Source organism: Streptomyces sp. NPDC006314 (assembly GCF_040613075.1).
Classification (GTDB): domain Bacteria; phylum Actinomycetota; class Actinomycetes; order Streptomycetales; family Streptomycetaceae; genus Streptomyces.
The window spans coordinates 1-20,865 of the sequence record NZ_JBEXRL010000030.1 but is presented as its reverse complement, the minus strand read 5'-3'; the positions used below and the strand labels follow the sequence as shown (position 1 = coordinate 20,865).

Annotated in this window: 14 protein-coding genes, 1 tRNA gene and 1 rRNA gene; 3 read left to right on the top strand and 13 right to left on the bottom strand. The window is 70.1% G+C overall.

Going from position 1 to position 20,865, the window contains the following annotated elements:
* The first annotated feature begins 41 nt into the window (after positions 1-41).
* Positions 42-887, top strand: a complete 846-nt coding sequence (locus tag ABZ079_RS34130; RefSeq protein WP_356943332.1) for a DNA-formamidopyrimidine glycosylase family protein — start codon at positions 42-44, stop codon at positions 885-887.
* An 88-nt stretch (positions 888-975) separates the two neighbouring features.
* Positions 976-1,740, top strand: coding sequence for an SDR family NAD(P)-dependent oxidoreductase (locus ABZ079_RS34125; protein WP_356943331.1), 765 nt, complete (start codon positions 976-978; stop codon positions 1,738-1,740).
* On the opposite strand, the gene ABZ079_RS34120 is transcribed toward ABZ079_RS34125, so the two are convergent.
* From ABZ079_RS34120 to ABZ079_RS34075, 10 genes are all read right to left on the bottom strand, one after another.
* Positions 1,688-1,963 (bottom strand): hypothetical protein, encoded by a 276-nt coding sequence (locus ABZ079_RS34120; RefSeq protein ID WP_356943368.1) that lies wholly within the window; start codon positions 1,961-1,963, stop codon positions 1,688-1,690. The two genes, ABZ079_RS34125 and ABZ079_RS34120, sit on opposite strands and share 53 nt — an antisense overlap.
* 147 nt (positions 1,964-2,110) lie before the next feature.
* On the bottom strand, positions 2,111-2,581 hold the full coding sequence (locus ABZ079_RS34115) for a DNA starvation/stationary phase protection protein (RefSeq protein WP_356943367.1): 471 nt from the start codon (positions 2,579-2,581) through the stop codon (positions 2,111-2,113).
* A 156-nt stretch (positions 2,582-2,737) separates the two neighbouring features.
* Positions 2,738-3,112 carry a helix-turn-helix transcriptional regulator gene (locus tag ABZ079_RS34110; RefSeq protein ID WP_356943330.1) on the bottom strand — a complete coding sequence of 125 codons (375 nt, stop codon included), beginning with the start codon at positions 3,110-3,112 and terminating at the stop codon, positions 2,738-2,740.
* A 109-nt stretch (positions 3,113-3,221) separates the two neighbouring features.
* Positions 3,222-3,767 carry a CinA family protein gene (locus tag ABZ079_RS34105; protein ID WP_356943329.1) on the bottom strand — a complete coding sequence of 182 codons (546 nt, stop codon included), beginning with the start codon at positions 3,765-3,767 and terminating at the stop codon, positions 3,222-3,224.
* A complete protein-coding gene (pgsA, locus tag ABZ079_RS34100) occupies positions 3,764-4,588 on the bottom strand; it encodes a CDP-diacylglycerol--glycerol-3-phosphate 3-phosphatidyltransferase (RefSeq protein WP_356943328.1) in 825 nt (274 codons plus the stop codon). Before pgsA ends, ABZ079_RS34105 begins: the two co-directional genes overlap by 4 nt.
* Positions 4,585-6,057: a 30S ribosomal protein S12 methylthiotransferase RimO gene (gene rimO / locus ABZ079_RS34095; protein WP_356943327.1), complete on the bottom strand. Its 1,473-nt coding sequence runs from the start codon at positions 6,055-6,057 to the stop codon at positions 4,585-4,587. Before rimO ends, pgsA begins: the two co-directional genes overlap by 4 nt.
* A 94-nt stretch (positions 6,058-6,151) precedes the next feature.
* Positions 6,152-6,994 (bottom strand): RodZ domain-containing protein, encoded by an 843-nt coding sequence (locus ABZ079_RS34090; RefSeq protein WP_356943326.1) that lies wholly within the window; start codon positions 6,992-6,994, stop codon positions 6,152-6,154.
* 279 nt (positions 6,995-7,273) lie between these two features.
* A complete protein-coding gene (locus ABZ079_RS34085) occupies positions 7,274-10,021 on the bottom strand; it encodes a DNA translocase FtsK (RefSeq protein ID WP_356943325.1) in 2,748 nt (915 codons plus the stop codon).
* A 124-nt stretch (positions 10,022-10,145) separates the two neighbouring features.
* Positions 10,146-10,826, bottom strand: a complete 681-nt coding sequence (locus ABZ079_RS34080; RefSeq protein ID WP_356943324.1) for a response regulator — start codon at positions 10,824-10,826, stop codon at positions 10,146-10,148.
* 348 nt (positions 10,827-11,174) lie between these two features.
* Positions 11,175-16,634 carry a HAMP domain-containing protein gene (locus tag ABZ079_RS34075; protein ID WP_356943323.1) on the bottom strand — a complete coding sequence of 1,820 codons (5,460 nt, stop codon included), beginning with the start codon at positions 16,632-16,634 and terminating at the stop codon, positions 11,175-11,177.
* A gap of 410 nt (positions 16,635-17,044) precedes the next feature.
* Here ABZ079_RS34075 and ABZ079_RS34070 point away from each other — a divergent pair, with 410 nt between their 5' ends.
* A complete protein-coding gene (locus ABZ079_RS34070; RefSeq protein WP_356943322.1) occupies positions 17,045-19,804 on the top strand; it encodes a SpoIIE family protein phosphatase in 2,760 nt (919 codons plus the stop codon).
* A 39-nt stretch (positions 19,805-19,843) separates the two neighbouring features.
* Here the strand turns inward: ABZ079_RS34070 and ABZ079_RS34065 are convergent.
* The 3 genes from ABZ079_RS34065 to rrf all read right to left on the bottom strand — a co-directional run.
* Positions 19,844-19,916 (bottom strand) — tRNA-Thr (locus tag ABZ079_RS34065).
* Between the two features lie 85 nt (positions 19,917-20,001).
* Positions 20,002-20,664, bottom strand: coding sequence for a DegT/DnrJ/EryC1/StrS family aminotransferase (locus ABZ079_RS34060; RefSeq protein ID WP_356943366.1), 663 nt, complete (start codon positions 20,662-20,664; stop codon positions 20,002-20,004).
* Positions 20,665-20,777: 113 nt separating this feature from the next.
* A 5S ribosomal RNA gene (rrf, locus tag ABZ079_RS34055) occupies positions 20,778-20,865 on the bottom strand; the annotation flags it as partial.

The window sequence follows — 20,865 nt, the reverse complement described above, 5'->3', positions numbered from 1 at the left end:
CACCGTGCGTCCCTCTCACACCGCCGTGGCACCCTGGACGCATGCCCGAAGGTGACACGGTCTGGCAGGCCGCGATGCGGCTGCACGAGGCCCTCGCGGGCAAGGCGCTGACCCGCAGCGACTTCCGGGTGCCGAGGTACGCCACGGTCGACCTCACCGGCCGCGGGGTTCTCAGCACGATCGCGCGCGGCAAACACCTGCTCACCCGGTTCGAGGGCGGCCTGACGCTGCACACCCATCTGCGCATGGACGGGGCGTGGAAGGTGTACGGCACGGGCGAGCGCTGGCGGGGCGGGCCGGCGCACCAGATCCGGATGATTCTCGGCACGTCCGACCGCACGGCCGTCGGCTACCGCCTGCCCGTCGTGGAACTGCTGCGCACGACCGAGGAGGAGCGGGCCGTCGGCCACCTGGGCCCCGACCTGCTCGGCCCGGACTGGGACCCCGAGCGAGCTCTGGCCAACCTGCTCGCGGACCCGGCCCGCCAGCTCGGCGAGGCCCTGCTCGACCAGCGCAATCTGGCCGGCATCGGCAACGTCTACAAGAGCGAGCTGTGCTTCCTGCTCGGCGTGACCCCCTGGCTGCCGGTCGGCGCTCTCCCGGCGGACCGCGCCGAGCAGCTGCCCGCCCTCGCCCAGCGGCTCCTGGAGATGAACCGCGAGCGTCCGGTCCGGCAGACCACGGGCCTGCACCGGTACGACCTGTTCGTCTACGGCCGCGCGCCCCGGCCCTGCCTGCGCTGCCACACCCCCGTCCGCGTGGCCGACCAGGGCGACGGCTCCCAGGACCGCCCCACGTACTGGTGCCCCACCTGCCAGACGGGCCCCGCCCCCGCGCCCGGAGCACCCCAGCGGTGGCGGGACCGCTACCCCCGCCGCACCGCCTGACGCCCTCACACCGGCCGACCGGCGTCCCCTCGCCCCGGACCCCGTTCACCGATTGACGACCCGTCAGACATGCTCATACGGTCCCCTCATGCCCCTTACGGCGTACGACCTCACCGGGCGCACCGCGTTCGTCACCGGAGCCGCCGGCGGCATCGGCCGGGCCTCCGCCGTCCTGCTCGCCGAGGCGGGCGCGGCGGTGCACTGCGCCGACCGGGACGCGGTCGGCCTGCACGGCACGGCATCCCTGATCACGGACCGCGGCGGCACGGCCCACGTGCACGTTCTCGACGTCACCGACCGGGCCCGGCTCAGCGAGGCCGTCCGGTCCTGCGGGCGCCTGGACGTGCTGGCGGCGATCGCCGGGATCATGCACAGCAGCCCCGTGCTGGAGACCCGGGACGAGGACCTCGACCGGGTGCTGAACGTGAACTTCAAGGGCGTGCTGTACGCCTGCCAGGAGGCGGCCCGGCTGATGCTCGTCCACGGGACCCGGGGCAGCATCGTCACCATGGCCTCCGGCGCGGTGGACACGGGGGGTGCCGGGCTGCTCTGCTACGGCGCGGCGAAGGCCGCCGTGGTGCAGTTGACCAAGACGCTGGCCACCGAGGTCGGCCGGCACGGCATCAGGGTCAACGCGATCGCGCCCGGCTGGGTCCGTACCCCCATGACCGACCGCCACGACCGAGAGGCACAGGCGCACACCGAAACTGCGATGGCGCGCATGGCACCGCTGGGCCGGGTCGGCGAGCCGGACGACGTCGCGCACGCGGTGCTGTACCTGGCGTCGGACGCGTCGGCGTTCACGACGGGGCAGATTCTTCGCCCGAACGGGGGTGTAGCGATGCCCTGGTGACGTCCCCCGCCCGCCAGGCGCCGACCCAGCGCCCCGCCGGCACGGCCCCGGCCGTACTCCCCTCGGGCACACAGTGCACCGGAAGCAGGCTCAACCCCCAGCCACCGGCCGCGACGGCCCCTTCCAGCAGGCCGGCCCCCTCCTCCAGGGCCAGCCGCAGCACAGCCCACCACCACACCGCTGTGAGCCCCAGAGCGGCCCCCCAGCGCACTGCCGACCCCATCCGCACTATGCGCCCCACCATGCCCGTCACCACCTCCTGCCAGACGCTAATCGGTGCCCTCGGCCACCGAGAGGGCGCATCGAGGGCACACGGACGCAGGCGGTGACGGTTCCTCGGGTGGGGTATGTCATCCAGGCGTCGGCCGCGTCAGGCGTGCTCCGCCTGGAACATCCAGTGATGCTTCTCGAGATCCGCCGTGATCCCGATCAAGATGTCCTGCGAGACCGGGTCCGCCTGACCGGTCGCGTTCACGCGCTCCCGCATCCGGGTGATCACCGCCGCGAGCGCCTCGACCATCGCCCCGACCGCGTCCGTGTCCTTGATCCAGCCGGCCGGAGTGGTCTTGATGCTGCTGCCCGAGGCCACCGTCGCGGCTCGCCCGTCGGGTGGGACGCCCAGCGCCGAGGCCCGCTCGGCGACCGTGTCGGAGTGGGTGCGGGCGGAGATGACGACATCGTCGAGCTGGAGGTGGATGGACCGGAAGCGGGGTCCGACGACGTTCCAGTGGATCTGCTTGGCGACCAGTGAGAGGTCCACCAGGTCGAGAAGGGCGCCCTGCAGCGCCTCGGACACGGTCTTGAGTTCCGCCTCGGCCAACGGGCTCTTCACGACGTACATCGCTTCCTCCGGTGCTGGGGCGCCGTCACGTCCCTCCACCATGACCGCACCACCCGGCAGCGGCAACGCGAAAGCCCCGGCCGGCTTCCCAGGTCTCCCTGGGGAAGCCGGCCGGGGCTTCATTCGTATCGGGTGGCTAGGCCGCGCACACTGACCTCACGCGGCAACCACGTCCACCGCCTCCGAGGGCGCCTTGATGGTCACCCGTTCCGGTGGCACACCGGTCACCGACACGGAACCCAGCATCGGACGGACCGGCGTGGGCACGGGCTCGGTGGCGGTGGCGGACTGGGCCAGTTCGGCGAGCGCCAGCTCGTCGCTCACCTCTCGCATGAGTTCCGACATCCGTACGTCCAGCGCGTCGCAGATGGCGGAGAGCAGCTCGGAGGAAGCCTCCTTCTGCCCCCGCTCCACCTCGGAGAGATAGCCGAGTGAGACTCGGGCGGACGAGGAGACTTCGCGCAGAGTACGGCCCTGGCGTTGGCGCTGCCGACGCAGCACGTCACCCAGCAGGCGACGGAGCAGAATCATCGGTGGCTCCCTCCTCGGACCGCGTAGCCGCATCCTTCTCGCCCCACCGTACCGCCTTGCGCCGCGGCCGTGCGGGGAGCGATGTCGTGTTCACTCAGGGCTGCAAACATCAAAACCCCCCGTTCCGTTCCGTATCCTGTGCCCGCTCATTTCCAGTCTGTTCGCCCGCAAGCTGCTCCAGGAGCACTGCGAGTACGCTCCGTACACTCTCCATACGAATTTCCGCACGGCTGCCGTTCAACCGCAGGGCCGCGACTTTTCCGCCACCGGCAGAACCGGGGCGGGCGGTGAGCGGCCCGTCGACGGCGACGAACACCGTCCCGACCGGCTTGCCGTCCTGCGGATCGGGACCGGCCACTCCAGTGGTCGCGATGCCCCAGTCCGCACCCAGTGCCTTGCGTACCCCGGCCGCCATCTCGCCGGCGACCTGCGGATCCACCGCTCCGCGCTGTGCCAGCAGGGCGGCGTCGACGCCCAGCAGCTCGTGCTTGAGTTCCGTGGCGTAGGCGGTGACCGAGCCCCGGAACACCTTGGACGCTCCGGGCACACCCGTGATCTCCGCCGCCACCAGGCCACCGGTGAGGGACTCGGCGACGGCAAGGGTCTGGCCCCTCACGGTCAGTAGTCGCACCAGTTCGGTGGCCGGCGAACTCACGCTTCCTTCTCCTCCAACGCCGCCGCGCGCTCGGCGATTCCCCGCCTGCGCAGCACAATGGCTTGTCTTACGTAGTCGAGGCCGGTGACGACGGTGAGCACGACCGCCGCGGCCATCACCCAGAACCTCAGGGTGGCCAGCCATCCCGTCAGCGCGAGGACGTACATCCCGACGGCCACGCCCTGGGTGAGCGTCTTGAGCTTGCCGCCGCGGCTGGCGGGGATCACGCCGTAGCGAATGACCAGGAAACGCAGCAGCGTGATGCCGAGTTCCCGGCCGAGGATCACGGCCGTCACCCACCACGGCAGATCACCCAGGACGGACAGGCAGATGAGCGCCGTCCCCATGATCGCCTTGTCGGCGATGGGGTCGGCGATCTTCCCGAAGTCGGTGACCAGGTTGTAGGTGCGCGCCAGATGCCCGTCGAACAGATCGGTGATCATGGCGATGGCGAAGGACGCCCAGGCCAGTGAGCGCCAGGCCGGGTCGTAACCGCCGCCCGCCAGCATCAGCGCCACGAAGCCGGGCACCAGGACGAGCCGGAGCATCGTCAGCAGATTGGCGACGTTCCAGACGCTCGCCTGGTTGACGGCCGCGGCCGCGATCTTCCCTCCGCGCGCGGGCCTGCCGCCGTCCTCTGGGTGGGCGAGGGGGCCCTCGGGGCCCGGGCCGGGACCCGAAGCAGACCCGGAGACCGGACCGGCGGGACCTGGGGCAGAACCGGAGACCTCGGAAGCAACGCCGTCGGCAGCGGCTGCGGACCCCCGGGCGCCCTGCGCACCGGAGGAGCCGCCTGCGGCGGATGCCGGGACTCCGGTCATCTGCCCGCCTCCTCACTACACGCGAGCGAGCCGGTCAGCGGCTCGGCCACCAGGTCGACACCTTCCGTACCGACCACCTTCGCCTCGACCATACGTCCGACGCTCAGGCCTTCGCCGCTCGTGAGCAGCACCTGGCCGTCTGTCTCCGGCGCCTGGTGCGCGGCACGCCCGTAGACGCCCTCCTCGTCGTCCACGGACTCCACCAGGACGTGCACGGTCTCGCCGACGCGCTCCTCGGCGCGCTGCGAGACCAGTTCCTCGGCCAGCCGGGAGATGTGGGCGAGACGCTCGGCGACGACGTCCTCGTCCAGCTTGTTGTCGTACGTCGCCGCCTCCGTGCCCTCCTCGTCGGAGTAGCCGAAGACACCGATGGCGTCCAGGCGGGCGCCGTTCAGGAAGCGCTCCAGCTCGGCCAGGTCGGCCTCGCTCTCGCCGGGGAAACCGACGATGAAGTTGGAGCGCACGCCGGCCTCGGGGGCCTTGCCGCGGATCGTGTCGAGCAGTTCCAGGAAGCGGTCGGTGTCGCCGAAGCGGCGCATGGAGCGCAGCACGTCCGGCGCGGAGTGCTGGAAGGACAGGTCGAAGTAGGGGACGACCTTCGGGGTGGAGGTCAGGACATCGATCAGGCCCGGGCGCATCTCGGCCGGCTGCAGATAGCTCACCCGCACCCGCTCGAGGCCGTCGACCTCGGCCAGCTCGGGCAGCAGGGACTCCAGCAGGCGGATGTCGCCCAGGTCCTTGCCGTAGGAGGTGTTGTTCTCGGAGACCAGCATGATCTCCTTCACGCCCTGCTCGGCCAGCCAGCGGGTCTCGTTCAGCACGTCGCTGGGGCGGCGGGAGATGAAGGAGCCGCGGAAGGACGGGATGGCGCAGAAGGAGCAGCGCCGGTCGCAGCCGGAGGCCAGCTTGACCGAGGCGACCGGGGAGCCGTCCAGGCGCCGGCGCAGGGGCGCGCGGGGGCCGGAGGCGGGCGCCAGACCCTCGGGGAGGTCGGCCGGACCGTGACCGGGCAGCGCGACGGAGGCGGCCGATTCCTGCCGCTGGGCCGGGCTGATCGGCAGTAGCTTGCGGCGGTCGCGCGGGGTGTGGGCGGCATGGACGCCACCGGACAGGATGGTCTGCAGGCGGTCGGAGATGTCCGCGTAGTCGTCGAAGCCGAGCACGCCATCGGCCTCGGGCAGCGCCTCGGCCAGTTCCTTGCCGTACCGCTCGGCCATGCAGCCCACCGCCACGACGGCCTGGGTTCTGCCGTGATCCTTGAGATCGTTGGCCTCCAGCAGGGCGTCTACGGAGTCCTTCTTGGCGGCTTCGACGAAGCCACAGGTGTTGACCACGGCGACGTCGGCGTCCGCGGCGTCCTCGACGAGCTGCCAGCCGTCCGCCTCCAAACGGCCTGCGAGCTCCTCGGAATCCACCTCGTTACGGGCGCAGCCGAGAGTGACGAGTGCGACGGTACGGCGTTCAGGCATGGGCTCAAGACTACTTTGTCTCTTCGACACCCCATGTCGACGGGGTTGGCCGATCTTGGCCGACCCCGTCACATCCGCTTCCCCGAGGGGCGCCTCATCCGGCCTCGGGGTCGCCCTTCGTATACGTGAGGCGCTGCACCGCGCCCGGCTGGAAGTTGTCCTCGATCTTCTTGCCGTTGACGTAGAGCTGGATCGCGCCCGCGTCACCGAGGATCAGGTTGATCTTGGAGCTGTCCTGGAAGGTCTTGGACTGACCCTTCTGCAGCAGCCCGTCGAAGAGCATCCGGCCGTTGTGGTCCTTGGCCGAGATCCAGCTGCGCCCGCTCGCCGCGCTGACCTGGACGGTGACCTTGTCCTGGGGCGCGGCGGCGATGGCACTGTCGGTGGGCTCGCCGGTCGGCGCGGCGGGCTTCGCCTTCTTGGGCTCGGGCGAGGCGGACTTGCTGGTGGCAGGGGTGGCGCCGTCGGCGAGCTGCGACTTCGCGTCGCTGCCGTCGCCACCGCCCTTGAACGCCGTGAAACCGACGAAGCCGATCACGACGACGATCGCGGCGACCATCGCCGCGGTCCAGTTGGGCCCGCGCCGCTCGGGACGGATCCGCTCCGCCTCGAACAGGGGTGCGGCGGGGGTGGGCGCGGGGCGGCCGCCGTGTTCGGCGTCGTACTGGGCGATCAGGGGTTCGGGATCGAGGCGGACGGCCTTGGCCAGCGTGCGGATGTGCCCGCGGGCGTACACGTCGCCGCCGCAGGGGGCGAAGTCGTCCGCCTCGATGGCGTGCACGATGGCGATGCGAACACGAGTGGCGCTGCTGACAGCGTCCACGGTGAGCCCGGCCGCGATCCGCGCCTGCTGAAGGGCGCGGCCCACGGAGGTACGGGCTTCCTGGGACTCGTCTTGGAAGGGACGCTCGTCTTCAGGGGAGTTGCCGATGGACACGGGGGCGCCTTTCGAGCGTGTAGCCACCTGTGCTGGAAGCTCAGTCTAGGGGGGGTACGAAAGGGTGGGGCAACCGGGCGGCCGGGCTTTGTACGCCGTCGGAATGGCCCGACATCCCGACGGCTGGACAGGCAGGTACCCCAGGATGAGACGCCTACGTGTCCTCTCGCTCAACTGGACGTACCACGGAGGGGAACGGTTGCTCGCCGATCTCTAACGAGTGGGTGACGACGATCCCGCCGCCCGGCGTAACCCGGCTCCGCCGAACGGCCCTTCGCGCTACCCTTCAGACTCCCCGCGAATCACTGCGAGCACGCCGTCCAGTTCGTCAGGTTTCACAAGAACGTCACGTGCCTTGGAGCCCTCGCTCGGTCCCACGATGTTGCGGGACTCCATGAGGTCCATGAGCCGGCCGGCCTTGGCGAAGCCCACGCGCAGCTTGCGCTGCAGCATGGACGTCGACCCGAACTGGGTGGAGACGACCAGCTCGGCCGCCTGGCACAGCAGGTCGAGGTCGTCGCCGATGTCCTCGTCGATCTCCTTCTTCTGCTTGGTGCCCACGGTGACGTCGTCCCGGAAGACGGGCGCCATCTGGTCCTTGCAGTGCTGGACGACGACCGCGACCTCCTCCTCGGTCACGAACGCGCCCTGCATACGGGTCGGCTTGTTCGCGCCCATCGGCAGGAACAGGCCGTCACCCTTGCCGATCAGCTTCTCGGCGCCGGGCTGGTCCAGGATGACCCGGGAATCGGCCAGCGAGGAGGTGGCGAAGGCCAGCCGGGAGGGCACGTTGGCCTTGATCAGGCCCGTGACCACGTCGACCGACGGACGCTGGGTGGCGAGCACCAGGTGGATGCCGGCCGCACGCGCGAGCTGCGTGATGCGCACGATCGCGTCCTCGACGTCGCGCGGGGCGACCATCATCAGGTCGGCCAGCTCGTCCACGATCACCAGCAGGTACGGGTACGGCTGCAGCTCCCGCTCGCTGCCCTCGGGCGGCTTGACCTTGCCCTCGCGTACCGCGCGGTTGAAGTCGTCGATGTGCCGGTAGCCGTACGCCGCGAGGTCGTCATAGCGCAGGTCCATCTCGCGTACGACCCACTGCAGCGCCTCGGCGGCCCGCTTGGGGTTGGTGATGATCGGCGTGATCAGGTGGGGGATGCCCTCGTAGGCGGTCAGCTCGACGCGCTTGGGGTCGACCAGGATCATCCGGACGTCCTCCGGCGTCGCCCGCATCATGATCGAGGTGATCAGGCAGTTGATGCAGGAGGACTTGCCGGAGCCGGTGGCACCGGCGACCAGCATGTGCGGCATCTTCGCCAGCGAGTGCATCACGTACCCGCCCTCGACGTCCTTGCCGAAGGCGACCAGCATCGGGTCGTCGTCCTCGGCGGACTCCGCGAGGCGCAGCACGTCACCGAGGTTGACCATCTCCCGGTCGGTGTTCGGGATCTCGATGCCCACCGCGGACTTGCCGGGGATGGGGCTGATGATCCGCACGTCGGGGCTGGCGACCGCGTACGCGATGTTCTTGGTCAGCGCGGTGATCCGCTCGACCTTCACGGCGGGGCCGAGTTCGACCTCGTAGCGGGTGACCGTCGGACCGCGGGTGAAGCCGGTGACGGCCGCGTCGACCTTGAACTCGGTGAAGACCTGGGTGAGCGAGGCGACGACGGCGTCGTTGGCGGCGCTGCGCGCCTTGCCGGGGCCGCCGCGGGTCAGCAGGTCGAGGGAGGGCAGCGCGTAGGTGATGTCGCCGGAGAGCTGGAGCTGCTCCGCGCGCGCGGGCAGATCGCGGGGTTTGTCGGGGGCCTTCTTGGTGAGGTCCGGGACGGTCCCGGAGGTGATCTCCTCCTGCCTGTGGCGCGCGGCCGGGACCGGCGAGGGCGCGGCGGGCTTCGTGGGTGCCGGTGTGGGCGTGGGCACCGGCGTGGTGTCCTCGCGGCCGCCGACGCTGACGCCCTGGGTGAGGTCGGCGACGAGCGGGGACGGCGGCATGCCGTGCTGAACGGCACCGTCGAGCGCGGCAGCGGCGGCCGCCGCGACATCCACCGCGTCCAGCGGCCGCTGCGGGTCCGGCTGGGGCACCGCGGAGCGCCGGGGACGGCCGCGGCGCCGGGTGAGGGCCTCCTCCTCGGCGCCGTGAGGGTCGTACGCCTGGGGGGCGCTCGAGCGCCTGCGGGGGCGCGCGGGCAACGCCTCGCGCCACTGCTCGTCGTAGCGCTCCTCGTCCCCGATGAACTCCGCCTCCTCGGAGTCCCGCAACAGCCCCAGGCTCACGCCGAGCGCGTGCAGCCGCTGCGGGATGGCGTTGACCGGGGTGGCGGTCACCACGAGCAGACCGAAGATCGTCAGCAGCACCAGCAGGGGTACGGCGAGCACGTCGGTCATCGTGTACGTCAGCGGGGTCGCCGCCGCCCAGCCGATGAGGCCGCCGGCGTCCCTTATGGCCTGCATGCCGACGCTGCGGGCGGGCGAACCGCAGGCGATGTGGACCTGGCCCAGCACACCGATGACCAGCGCGGACAGGCCGATCACGATCCGGCCGTTGGCCTCCGGCTTCTCGGGGTGCCGGACGAACCGTACGGCGATCACCGCGAGCAGTATCGGCACCAGCAGGTCGAGCCGGCCGAAGGCGCCGGTGACCAGGATCTCCACCAGGTCGCCGACCGGCCCCTTCAGGTCGGCCCAGGTACCGGCGGCGACGATCAGCGCGATGCCGAACAGCAGCAGCGCCACGCCGTCCTTGCGGTGGGCCGGGTCGAGGTTCTTCGCGCCCTGCCCTATGCCGCGGAAGACCGCGCCGACGGCGTGCGCGAGGCCGAGCCAGACGGCGCGTACGAGCCTGTACACACCCCCGGTGGGGCTGGCGACCGGCTTCGGCGGCGCGGACTTCTTCGCCGCCCTCTTCGCGGGCGCCTTCTTGGCCGGGACCTTCTTCGCGGCGGCCCTCCTCGCCGGAGCCTTCACGGGAGCGGCCGCCTTCTTCGCTGGCGGCTTCTTGGCTGCGGAGGGACGTGAGGCCATGGGTGTGAGGTTACCGGGGGAGACGACAGCGGACACGTGTGCCCACTGCTTCACCCGTTCGTGTCGCCCCTGCCGAGGCGCGAAACTGACGCACGCTCATGGGCAACAGCGGTCCGCCCCCACGTCAGTTCCGCACGGGCACGGAGGCACCGCCGGCACCCGTGCCCGGCTCCAGGGCGTCGAGCGCGCGACGCAACCCGGTGAGTTTGCGCTCCAGGTGGGCCGCCGTGGCCACCGCGGCCGCGTCCGCCGAGTCGTCGTCCAGCTGCTTGGACAGCGCCTCGGCCTGCTCCTCCACGGCCGCGAGCCGCGCGGACAGCTCGGCGAGCAGCCCGGCGGACTCCTTGCCGCCGACCGCGCCCTTGCCGCCGCCCTCCAACTGCAGCCGCAGCAGCGCCGCCTGCTCCCGCAGCTGGCAGTTCTTCATGTACAGCTCGACGAAGACCGAGACCTTCGCGCGCAGCACCCACGGGTCGAACGGCTTGGAGATGTAGTCCACCGCGCCCGCCGCGTAGCCCCGGAAGGTGTGGTGCGGGCCGTGGTTGATCGCCGTGAGGAAGATGATCGGGATGTCCCGGGTCCGCTCGCGCCGCTTGATGTGCGCGGCGGTCTCGAAACCGTCCATGCCCGGCATCTGGACATCCAGCAGAATGACCGCGAAATCGTCCGTGAGCAGTGCTTTGAGCGCTTCCTCCCCGGACGATGCCCGTACCAGCGTCTGATCGAGCGCAGAGAGGATGGCCTCCAGCGCCAGCAGATTCTCCGGCCGGTCATCGACCAGGAGGATCTTGGCCTTCTGCACCATGGCCCGCCCTCCTCGTCCCGGCGGTACACCGGGCGCCGCCCCAGGGGACGACTCCCTTTCGCCGCCCGTCCTTGTGCCGGTCATCGTAGCCGCACCCCGCCCGTCGCCACACCCTGTCACCGCGATGTCACTGTGCACGTAGAAGAAACGCGGCGGGAGCCCGGAGGGTTCCCGAAATCCGGGATTCCCACACCACGGCCCCCATGGTCTGACAACTCCCCGTGCCACCCCAAGGTTCCCGCGACGCTCACATCCACTCCACCGCGCCGGCTCACCGCGCCCCTGAGCCGTCAGTCACCGCGCCTCTCGCGGTCACCGCGTCCCGAGCGGTCACTGCCCGCTTCGCGGTCACTGCGCGCCCATCCACTGCTGCATCACCGCGAGCAGGTGGTCGGGGTCGACCGGCTTGGTGACATAGTCGGAAGCGCCCGACTCGATCGCCTTCTCCCGGTCGCCCTTCATCGCCTTGGCGGTCAGCGCGATGATCGGCAGCCCGGCGAACTGCGGCATCCTGCGGATCGCCGTGGTCGTCGCGTACCCGTCCATCTCCGGCATCATGATGTCCATCAGGACGACCGCCACGTCGTCGTGCTGCTCCAGCACCTCGATGCCCTCGCGGCCGTTCTCGGCGTACAGCACCGACAGCCCGTGCTGCTCCAGGACGCTGGTGAGCGCGAACACGTTCCGGATGTCGTCGTCGACGATCAGCACCTTCTCGCCGCCGAACCGCACCGAGCGGGCCGGCTGCGGCACGCTCTCCGGTTCGGGGACCGCCGCCCACTGCTCGGACCGCTGCTCGCCCCGCGGCAGGCTCCGGCGGCGCCGCCGGAACAGCGCCGCGGGACCGTTCTGCGTCTCGCGGTACGACTTCACCTCGGCCGGCGTCTCGATCTCCGCGGCGGACAGCTCCAGGGACTTCTCCAGCTGGGAGGCGACCAGTTCCCCGGCCTCCAGCGGGGGCACGGACTGCTGGTAGCCCTGCGGCGGCAGTTCGCTCGGGTGCAGCGGCAGGTACAGCGTGAACGTCGAGCCGCGGCCCGGCTCGCTCTGCGCGTGGATCTCGCCACCGAGCAGCTGCGCGATCTCCCGCGAGATCGACAGCCCGAGGCCCGTGCCGCCGTACTTGCGGCTGGTCGTGCCGTCCGCCTGTTTGAACGCCTCGAAGATCACCCGCATCTTGCTGGCCGCGATGCCGATGCCGGTGTCGGTCACCGAGAACGCGATCAGCTCACCGTCCGGATCGGTCAGCGAGCCGGCCTCCAGCAACTGCTCCCGGATGGAGTGCGGCACATTCGACCCGGCGGGCCGGATCACCAGCTCCACCGACCCGGAATCGGTGAACTTCACCGCGTTGGACAGCAGGTTGCGCAGCACCTGCAGCAACCGCTGCTCATCGGTGTGCAGGGTCGCCGGCAGCTCCGGGGAGACCCGCACGGACAGATCCAGGCCCTTCTCGGCGGTCAGCGGCCGGAAGGTGGCCTCCACGTAGTCCACGAGCTGGACGAGCGCGATGCGCGTCGGGGAGACGTCCATCTTGCCCGCCTCGACCTTCGACAGGTCGAGGATGTCGTTGATCAGCTGGAGCAGGTCGGAACCGGCGCCGTGAATGGTCTCCGCGAACTCCACCTGCTTCGGCGACAGGTTGCCCTCGGCGTTGTCGGCGAGCAGCTTGGCCAGGATCAGCAGCGAGTTGAGCGGGGTGCGCAGCTCGTGCGACATGTTCGCGAGGAACTCGCTCTTGTAGCGCATCGACACCGCGAGTTGCTCGGCACGCTCCTCCAGGACCTGCCGGGCCTCCTCGATCTCGGTGTTCTTCACCTCGATGTCCCGGTTCTGCCGGGCCAGCAGCTCGGCCTTCTCCTCAAGTTCGGCGTTGGAGGCCTGCAGCGCCTTCTGCCGGTTCTCCAACTCGGCCGAACGCTCGCGCAGTTGCTCGGTCAGCTCCTGCGACTGCTTCAGCAGCTGTTCGGTCTTGGTGTTGACCGAGATGGTGTTGACGCTGGTCGCGATCATCTCGGCGATCTGATTGAGGAAGTCCTTCTGGATCTGCGTGAACGGGGTGAACGAGGCCAGCTCGATCACGCCGAGCACCTTGCCCTCGAACAGCACCGGCAGCACGATCACCTGTGCGGGCGGGGCCTCGCCGAGCCCGGAGGAGATCCGCAGGTAACCGCTGGGCGCGTTCTCCACGAGGATCGTGCGCTTCTCCATGGCGGCCGTGCCGACCAGCGCCTCGCCGGGCCGGAACGACGTCGGCATGGACCCCATCGAGTAGCCGTACGAGCCCAGCATCCGCAGCTCGTAGGCCTCCTCGCCGTCCACCACGTCCACGCCGTCCACAGGCGGCATCGCCAGGAAGAACGCGCCGTGCTGCGCGGAGACCACCGGCGTCAGCTCGCTCATGATCAGCGAGGCCACGTCCTCCAGGTCCCGGCGGCCCTGCATGAGCGCGGAGATGCGGGCGAGGTTGCCCTTGAGCCAGTCCTGCTCCTTGTTGGCGATCGTGGTGTCCCGCAGGTTGGCGATCATCTTGTTGATGTAGTCCTGCAGTTCCTGGATCTCGCCGGACGCGTCCACGTCGATCTTCAGGTTCAGGTCGCCGCGGGTCACCGCGGTCGCCACGCGCGCGATGGCACGCACCTGCCGGGTCAGATTCCCGGCCATCTCGTTCACCGACTCGGTCAGGTCCCGCCAGGTGCCGTCGACGTCACGCACGCGTGCCTGGCCGCCGAGCTGCCCTTCGGTACCGACCTCGCGGGCCACCCGCGTGACCTCCTCGGCGAAGCTGGACAGCTGGTCCACCATCGTGTTGATCGTCGTCTTCAGCTCGAGGATCTCACCGCGCGCGTCAATGTCGATCTTCTTGGTCAAGTCACCCTTGGCGATGGCCGTGGTGACCATGGCGATGTTGCGCACCTGACCGGTCAGGTTGGACGCCATCTGGTTCACGGACTCGGTGAGGTCCTTCCAGGTGCCGGCCACGCCCGGCACGTGCGCCTGGCCGCCCAGGATGCCGTCCGTACCCACCTCGCGGGCCACCTTGGTGACCTGGTCGGCGAACGAACTCAGCGTCTTGACCATGGTGTTGATGGTGTCGGCGAGCTGGGCGACCTCACCGCGCGCCTCGATCGTCACCTGACGCGTCAGATCACCGTTGGCGACCGCCGCCGCCACCTGGGAGATGTTCCGCACCTGCATGGTCAGGTTGTTGGCCATCAGGTTGACGTTGTTGCTGAGGTCCTTCCAGATACCGGTGACACCCGGGACGTGCGCCTGGCCGCCGAGGATGCCCTCGGTGCCCACCTCACGGGCCACCCGGGTCACCTGCTCGGCGAAGCTCGAGAGCTGATCAACCATCGTGTTGACCGTCGTGACGAGCTCAAGGATCTCGCCCTTCGCGTCAACGGTGATCTTCTTCGACAGGTCACCCTTGGCGACCGCGGTCGTGACCTCGGCGATGTTGCGCACCTGGATCGTCAGGTTGTTCGCCATGAAGTTCACGGACTGCGTGAGGTCCTTCCAGGTGCCGGAGACGCCCTGGACCTCGGCCTGGCCGCCGAGCATGCCCTCCGTGCCCACCTCACGGGCCACACGCGTGACCTCCTGGGCGAACGACGACAGCTGGTCGACCATCGTGTTCAGCGTGTTCTTCAGCTCCAGGATCTCCCCGCGCGCGTCCACGGTGATCTTCTGGGAGAGGTCACCGCGGGCCACGGCGGTGGCGACCTGGGCGATGTTGCGGACCTGGGCGGTGAGGTTGCCTGCCATGCCGTTCACGGAATCGGTGAGGTCCCGCCACACACCGGCGACACCGGGCACCTGCGCCTGCCCGCCGAGGCGGCCCTCGGTCCCCACGTCCCGGGCGACCCGGGTCACCTGGTCCGCGAAGGCGGAGAGCTGATCGACCATCGTGTTGATCGTGTTCTTCAGCTCGAGAATCTCACCGCGCGCGTCGACATCGATCTTCTGCGACAGGTCACCGCGGGCCACGGCCGTCGTCACCTGGGCGATCTGCCGCACCTGGGACGTCAGGTTGCCGGCCATGAAGTTGACGGAGTCGGTCAACTCCTTCCAGGTGCCCGAAACACCGTCCACCCGGGCCTGACCGCCCAGGCGGCCCTCCGTGCCCACGTCCCTGGCCATCCGCGTCACCTGATCGGCGAAGCTCGACAGCTGGTCCACCATCCGGTTCACGGTGTTCTTCAGCTGGAGCATCTCTCCGGAGACGTCGACGGTGACCTTCTGCGACAGGTCACCGTTGGCCACCGCCGTGGTCACCTGGGCGATGTTGCGCACCTGCCCGGTCAGATTGCGGAACGCAGTGTTGACGGAGTCCGTCAGGTCCTTCCATGTACCGGCCGCGCCCGGCACCTGCGCCTGGCCGCCCAGCTCACCCTCGACACCGATCTCCCGTGCGACCCGCGTCACCTCGGCACCGAACGCCGACAGCTGGTCCACCATGCCGTTGACGGTGTTCTTCAGCTCCAGCATCTCGCCGGCCACGTCCACGGTGACCTTCTGCGACAGGTCACCGCTGGCCACCGCGGTCGTCACCGCGGCGATGTCGCGTACCTGCGTGGTCAGGTTCCGGAAGACCGTGTTGACGGAGTCCGTCAGGTCCTTCCACGTACCGGCCGCACCCGGCACGTTCGCCTGCCCGCCGAGCCGGCCCTCGGCACCGACCTCGTTCGCCACCCGCGTGACCTCGTCGGCGAAGATCCGCAGCGTCTCGGTCATCTGGTTGATCGTCTCGGCTAGCTGCGCCACCTCGCCGCGCGCCGGCACCGTCACCTTCTGCGACAGGTCACCGTTGGCGACGGCCGTCGTGACCTGCGAGATCCCACGCACCTGAGCGGTCAGGTTGCCGGCCATCGTGTTGACGGAGTCGGTCAGCTCCTTCCACACCCCGGCCACCCCGGGGACCTGCGCCTGACCGCCCAGGATGCCCTCGGTACCCACCTCCCGGGCCACCCGTGTGACCTCCGAGGAGAAGGACGACAGCTGGTCCACCATCGTGTTGACGGTGTTCTTCAGCTCCAGCATCTCGCCGGCGACATGAACGGTCACCTTGCGTGACAGGTCACCCTTGGCGACCGCCGTGGTCACCAGGGCGATGTCCCGCACCTGGGCCGTCAGCCGGTACGCCATGGTGTTGACGGACTCGGTCAGGTCCTTCCACGAACCCGACATACCGCGCACCTGGGCCTGGCCGCCGAGCTTGCCCTCGGTGCCCACCTCGCTGGCCACGCGCGTGACCTCGTCCGTGAACGTCGACAGCTGGTCGACCAGGTTGTTGACGGTACGGCCGACCTTCAGGAACTCACCGCGCAGCGGATGCCCGGTACCGCCGTCCGCCGCCTGCGTCCGCAGCTCCATACGCGGCGACAGATCACCGTCGGCGACCGCCGTGAGGACCCGGCTGACCTCCGACACGGGCCAGACGAGATCGTCCACCAGCGCGTTGGAGTTGTCGATGGCGGCCGCCCAGGAGCCCTCGCAGGCCCCCGTCTCCAGCCGTTCCGTGAGTTTTCCCTCGCGTCCCACCATGCGCCGCACCCGGGACAGCTCACCGGTCAGATGCAGATTCCGGTCGGCCACCTCGTTGAAGACGGCCGCGATCTCGGACATCACGCCGTCCCCGGACACCGTGAGCCGCTTGCGGAAGTTCCCGTCACGCATCGACAGGAGTGCCGCCAGCAGCCGGTTCAGGGCAGCTGTGTCCACGGCGGTGGTACCGCCGCTCCTGCCCAGGGACGGTCCGCCTTTCGCGCGCGTCTTCGTGCCCCGCGTCGCTGCGCCAGACTCCACTGTGTCCCTCCCGGAGGGGTAGACCGTTACTGCTGTGCTCGGCCGCCTCGGCCCCGGCGTGCCGGTCATCGGCATACCGGTTACTTCCGCGTACCCGTTACTGCTGCGTATTTCTGCCGGATGAGATCCGGCCACACCCGGGGCTGCTGCCCGCCGTGCACGGAACGCACGCAGCCCGACCCGACCTTCGCCGGAAGCCTGCCCAGTGTTTCACCCCGGCCGAACCAGGCCATAACAGTTCGGCAGCTTCGCACATCGTCCGCACACCCTGGGGGGTAAACACCGGCGACCGGCATCCGCTCGGACGGCGAAGGTAAGTAACCTTGCATGCGGCTGTCCAGCCGCACCGGTCCGACCGGCCTGGGCGGTGGCACGAGCACGAGCGGGCATCGAAGGGGCGGCCGCAGACCATGACCACCGGACTGATCCCCGGGGGAATGCCCCCGGAGCCACAGCCGACGGGTGAGCTGATGCCGCTGCAGCGGCGCGAGCCGGCCGGCCCCGGAGACCCGCACGTCGACAATCGGCCGAGGAGTTTTGTGATCACCGCGCGCGCGGCCGCCAGCTTCGAGCCCGTCGGGCGATCGGTCGCGACCGCCCGGTCCTTCGTCCGCGACACCCTCCAGGGGTGGGGCTTCGCCGACATCGTCGACGACGCGGTCGTCCTCACCAGCGAGCTGGTGACCAACGCCGTCGTCCACGCGGGCACGCACGCGGAGGTGCTGTGCCTGCGCACCGAGGACGGCGTACGCATCGAGGTCTCCGACCGCTACCCGGAGCGGGAGGTTCCGCTCGAGCGCTCCGTTGCCGCCATGGGCAACCCCGACCGCGAGGGCGGCCGCGGCCTCCAGCTGTGCGCGGCCCTGGCCACCCGCTGGGGCGTGGACTACACACCCACCCACAAGAACGTCTGGTTCCAGCTCGACCTGCCCGAACGCCCGGTCGGCACCCGCACCGCCGGCCCGTCCCTCCCTACCGACCTCCTGCCCCTGGCCGACGGCCGGGTTCGCGTCGCGGTCGTGCAGGTCGACCGGAAGAGCGCCATCAGCGCCTGGAACGAGGACGCCGAGGAGCTCTTCGGCTACCCGGCGGCCGAGGTCATCGGCAAACCCCTCACCGAACTCGCGGCCTGGCCGCACACCCCGGGCACCGGAACGGGCGTCGCCGAAGCGCTCCAGCTCTCGCGCTGGGAGGGCAGCTACGGCATCCGCGGCGTCGACGGCCGCGTCGTCCGGGTGTACGCCTCCCATCTCAGGGTCCGCGACACCGGTGGGGAGCCCTCCACCGTCTGCCTCCTGGTACGGGACCACGAACGCGCCGTGCTGCAGACGCCGTCGCGCGTACCGGCCAACGACCAGGCGCAGTCCCACGACGGGCAGAGCGCCGACCCCTTCGAAATCTTCATCGGCTCCCCCGCCCCGGACGACCTCGACGGTCTGCTGCAGCGCACGGTGGAACGCGCCCGCGACATGCTCGACGGCGACTCCGCCTTCCTGCTGCTCGCCACCGACGACGAGACGGAGCTGGAGGTGCGTGCCTCCACCGGCCTGCCCTCGGCCCGCCAGCGCTTCGCCCGCGTCCCCGTCGAAGCCGGTCCGGGCCGCTACGGCTCCGCGCGCATGCCCGCCGTCCACGACGACCTGACGGCCGTACCCGGCGCCGTACCCCTCCTGGGCGGCACCGGCATGCGCTCGGTCGTCACGGTCCCGCTCAAGGTCGAGGGCCGCCTCACCGGCTCCCTCGGCGTCGCCGCAGAGGCGCCCGGCCGGTACTCCAACGAGGAGGCGCTGCGCCTGCAGTTCGCCGCCGACCGGATCGCCCTGGCCGTCGAGTCGGCCCGCCTGGGAGAGCTGGAGCGGCTGCGCCGCGGCTCCCTGAGCTTCCTGGTCGAGGCCTCCGACCTGCTGGCCGGCACCCTGGACCGCGACCAGACCCTGGCGCTAATGGCTCAGATGACGGTGCCGACACTGGCCACTTGGTGCGCGGTGTACACGATCGCCGATCAGGCCTCCGAGCCCCGCCTGTCCTACGTCCTGCACGAGGACGAGGAACTCATCGACGGCATCAAGTCGTTGCTGGCGAAGATCCCGCCGCCGGATCCGGTACCGACCCCCGGCGCCCGCGTCTGGACCGCCCCCGGTGAGGTCGCCCACCAGGCCGCCCTGCGTACTTCCATGCGCAGCCTCGGACTGTCCGGCGGCCCCACGCGCCAGGTCGCCTCGGGCATCGGTCCGACGCTGGCCACGGCCGGCGCGGTCGGCGGTGAGACGGTCGTGCTTCCACTCGTGGCCCGCAACCGCGTCATCGGCATGCTGACCCTGGGCAAGCCCACCGACGAGCACTTCCGTCAGGAGAACCTGGAACTCGCCGAGGACCTGAGCCGGCGGGCCGCCCTCGCCCTGGACAACGCCCGCCTGTACTCGGAGCGCACGGCCATCAGCCAGGCCCTCCAGCGCAGCCTCCTCCCGCCCGGCACCCCTCACATCGAGGGCGTCGAGGTCGAGGTCATCTACCGCGCGGCCGGCGAGGGCAACGAGGTCGGCGGCGACTTCTACGACGTCTTCCCCATCGGCGAGGGCGCGTACGGCTTCGCCATCGGCGACGTCTGCGGTACGGGCCCCAACGCGGCGGCGGTCACCGGCCTCGCCCGGCACGCCCTGCGCCTGCTGGCCCGCGAGGGCCTGAGCGGCCCGGCCGTACTGGAGCGCCTGAACTCCGCGATCCTCGACGAAGGCGATCGCAGCCGCTTCCTGACCCTGCTCTACGGCGAGTTGCGCCCGCAGCAGGACGGCAGCGCCGAACTGAAGGTCGTCTGCGCCGGCCACCCGCTCCCGCTGCGCCTGCGCCAGGACGGCACCGTGGTGGCGGCGGCCGAACCGCAGCCCTTGCTGGGCGTCATCGAGGACTTGGAGCTGTACGAGGAGACGGTCACCCTCGATCCCGGTGACGTGCTGCTCTGCGTCACGGACGGCGTCACCGAACGCCGCGAGGGCACGCGCATGCTGGGCGACGACGGCCTCGCCGACGTCCTCACCACCTGCACGGGTCTCACGGCGGGCGCGGTGGCGGCGCGCATCATGCGCGCGGTGGAACGCTTCGCGTCGGACGCACCGTCCGACGACATGGCGATTCTGGCGATGCGGGTTCCGGGAATCCACCAGGAGACATGAGAAAAGGCCCCACCCGGAAGGGTGGGGCCTTTTTTCTTGAGCCCCCAAACGGAATCGAACCGTTGACCTTCTCCTTACCATGGAGACGCTCTGCCGACTGAGCTATAGGGGCCTGTCGTTTTCGGGGCTTCTCCCCGCGGCGACGAAGGAACTCTACCCCGAACAGGCCCGACTTCCCAAATTCGTTCGGTGACCGTTCAGAAGGCGGGCTGGAGCAGTCCGCCGAGTGCGTTGCAGGCGGACACGATGCGCTGCATCTCCCGTTTGGTGAGCGAGGCGTCCACGGGGAGCGCGAGCGTCTCGTCGGCGGCCAGCTCGGTTTGCGGCAACGATACGCACCGACGGAACTCCGGCAAGCGGTGCACGGGCGTCTTCACCGGCACCCGGCACTCGACTCCCTTGGCGCGCACGGCACGCGCGAACGCGTCCCGGTCCGGCCGGCCGTTCCCCGGAACCCGCACGACGTACTGCTGATAGGTGTGCCCGTCACCGCCGTCCGGCGTCCGTACGCCCTTGAGCTTGGCGTCGAGATGGGCGGCACGTGCCCTGCGCTGCGCCATCTCGTCGTACGGCGCCTCGGACTCGCCCCGCTCCAGCACCAGCAGCCCGTGCCGCTGCCCGAGGGTGTGCAACCGACCGATGTCCGCCCGCCGTCCGAAGCGGTGTACGACAACGACCGCGGCCGTACGCGGGGTTACGGCAGCCTCGACCGCGTCCGGGTCGAGGCAGTACGTCAGCGGATCTATGTCGGCGAACACCGGGAGCGCACCCGCCACGGTGACGGCCCTGGCGACCTCGACGTTCCCGAAGGCCGGTACGACGACCTCGTCACCGACTCCGACGCCGGCGGCGCTGAGCATTGCTGCAGTTGCCATGTCTGGGATGCTGGGCGCGCGACGTGAACGACACGTTACACAAACCAAAAAAAGGTCGGACCCTGAACCGAAGTTCAGGATCCGACCTTTGAAGATTTGTTCGGCGGTGTCCTACTCTCCCACAGGGTCCCCCCTGCAGTACCATCGGCGCTGTGAGGCTTAGCTTCCGGGTTCGGAATGTAACCG

Coding starts and splice junctions, on each gene's coding strand:
- rimO (WP_356943327.1), bottom strand. CDS start 6,057: ATGCCTGAACGCCGTACCGTCGCACTCGTCACTCTCGGCTGCGCCCGT.
- pgsA (WP_356943328.1), bottom strand. CDS start 4,588: ATGACCGGAGTCCCGGCATCCGCCGCAGGCGGCTCCTCCGGTGCGCAG.
- ABZ079_RS34115 (WP_356943367.1), bottom strand. CDS start 2,581: ATGTACGTCGTGAAGAGCCCGTTGGCCGAGGCGGAACTCAAGACCGTG.
- ABZ079_RS34060 (WP_356943366.1), bottom strand. CDS start 20,664: ATGCTCAGCGCCGCCGGCGTCGGAGTCGGTGACGAGGTCGTCGTACCG.
- ABZ079_RS34130 (WP_356943332.1), top strand. CDS start 42: ATGCCCGAAGGTGACACGGTCTGGCAGGCCGCGATGCGGCTGCACGAG.
- ABZ079_RS34125 (WP_356943331.1), top strand. CDS start 976: ATGCCCCTTACGGCGTACGACCTCACCGGGCGCACCGCGTTCGTCACC.
- ABZ079_RS34080 (WP_356943324.1), bottom strand. CDS start 10,826: ATGGTGCAGAAGGCCAAGATCCTCCTGGTCGATGACCGGCCGGAGAAT.
- ABZ079_RS34110 (WP_356943330.1), bottom strand. CDS start 3,112: ATGATTCTGCTCCGTCGCCTGCTGGGTGACGTGCTGCGTCGGCAGCGC.
- ABZ079_RS34070 (WP_356943322.1), top strand. CDS start 17,045: ATGACCACCGGACTGATCCCCGGGGGAATGCCCCCGGAGCCACAGCCG.
- ABZ079_RS34085 (WP_356943325.1), bottom strand. CDS start 10,021: ATGGCCTCACGTCCCTCCGCAGCCAAGAAGCCGCCAGCGAAGAAGGCG.
- ABZ079_RS34120 (WP_356943368.1), bottom strand. CDS start 1,963: ATGGGGTCGGCAGTGCGCTGGGGGGCCGCTCTGGGGCTCACAGCGGTG.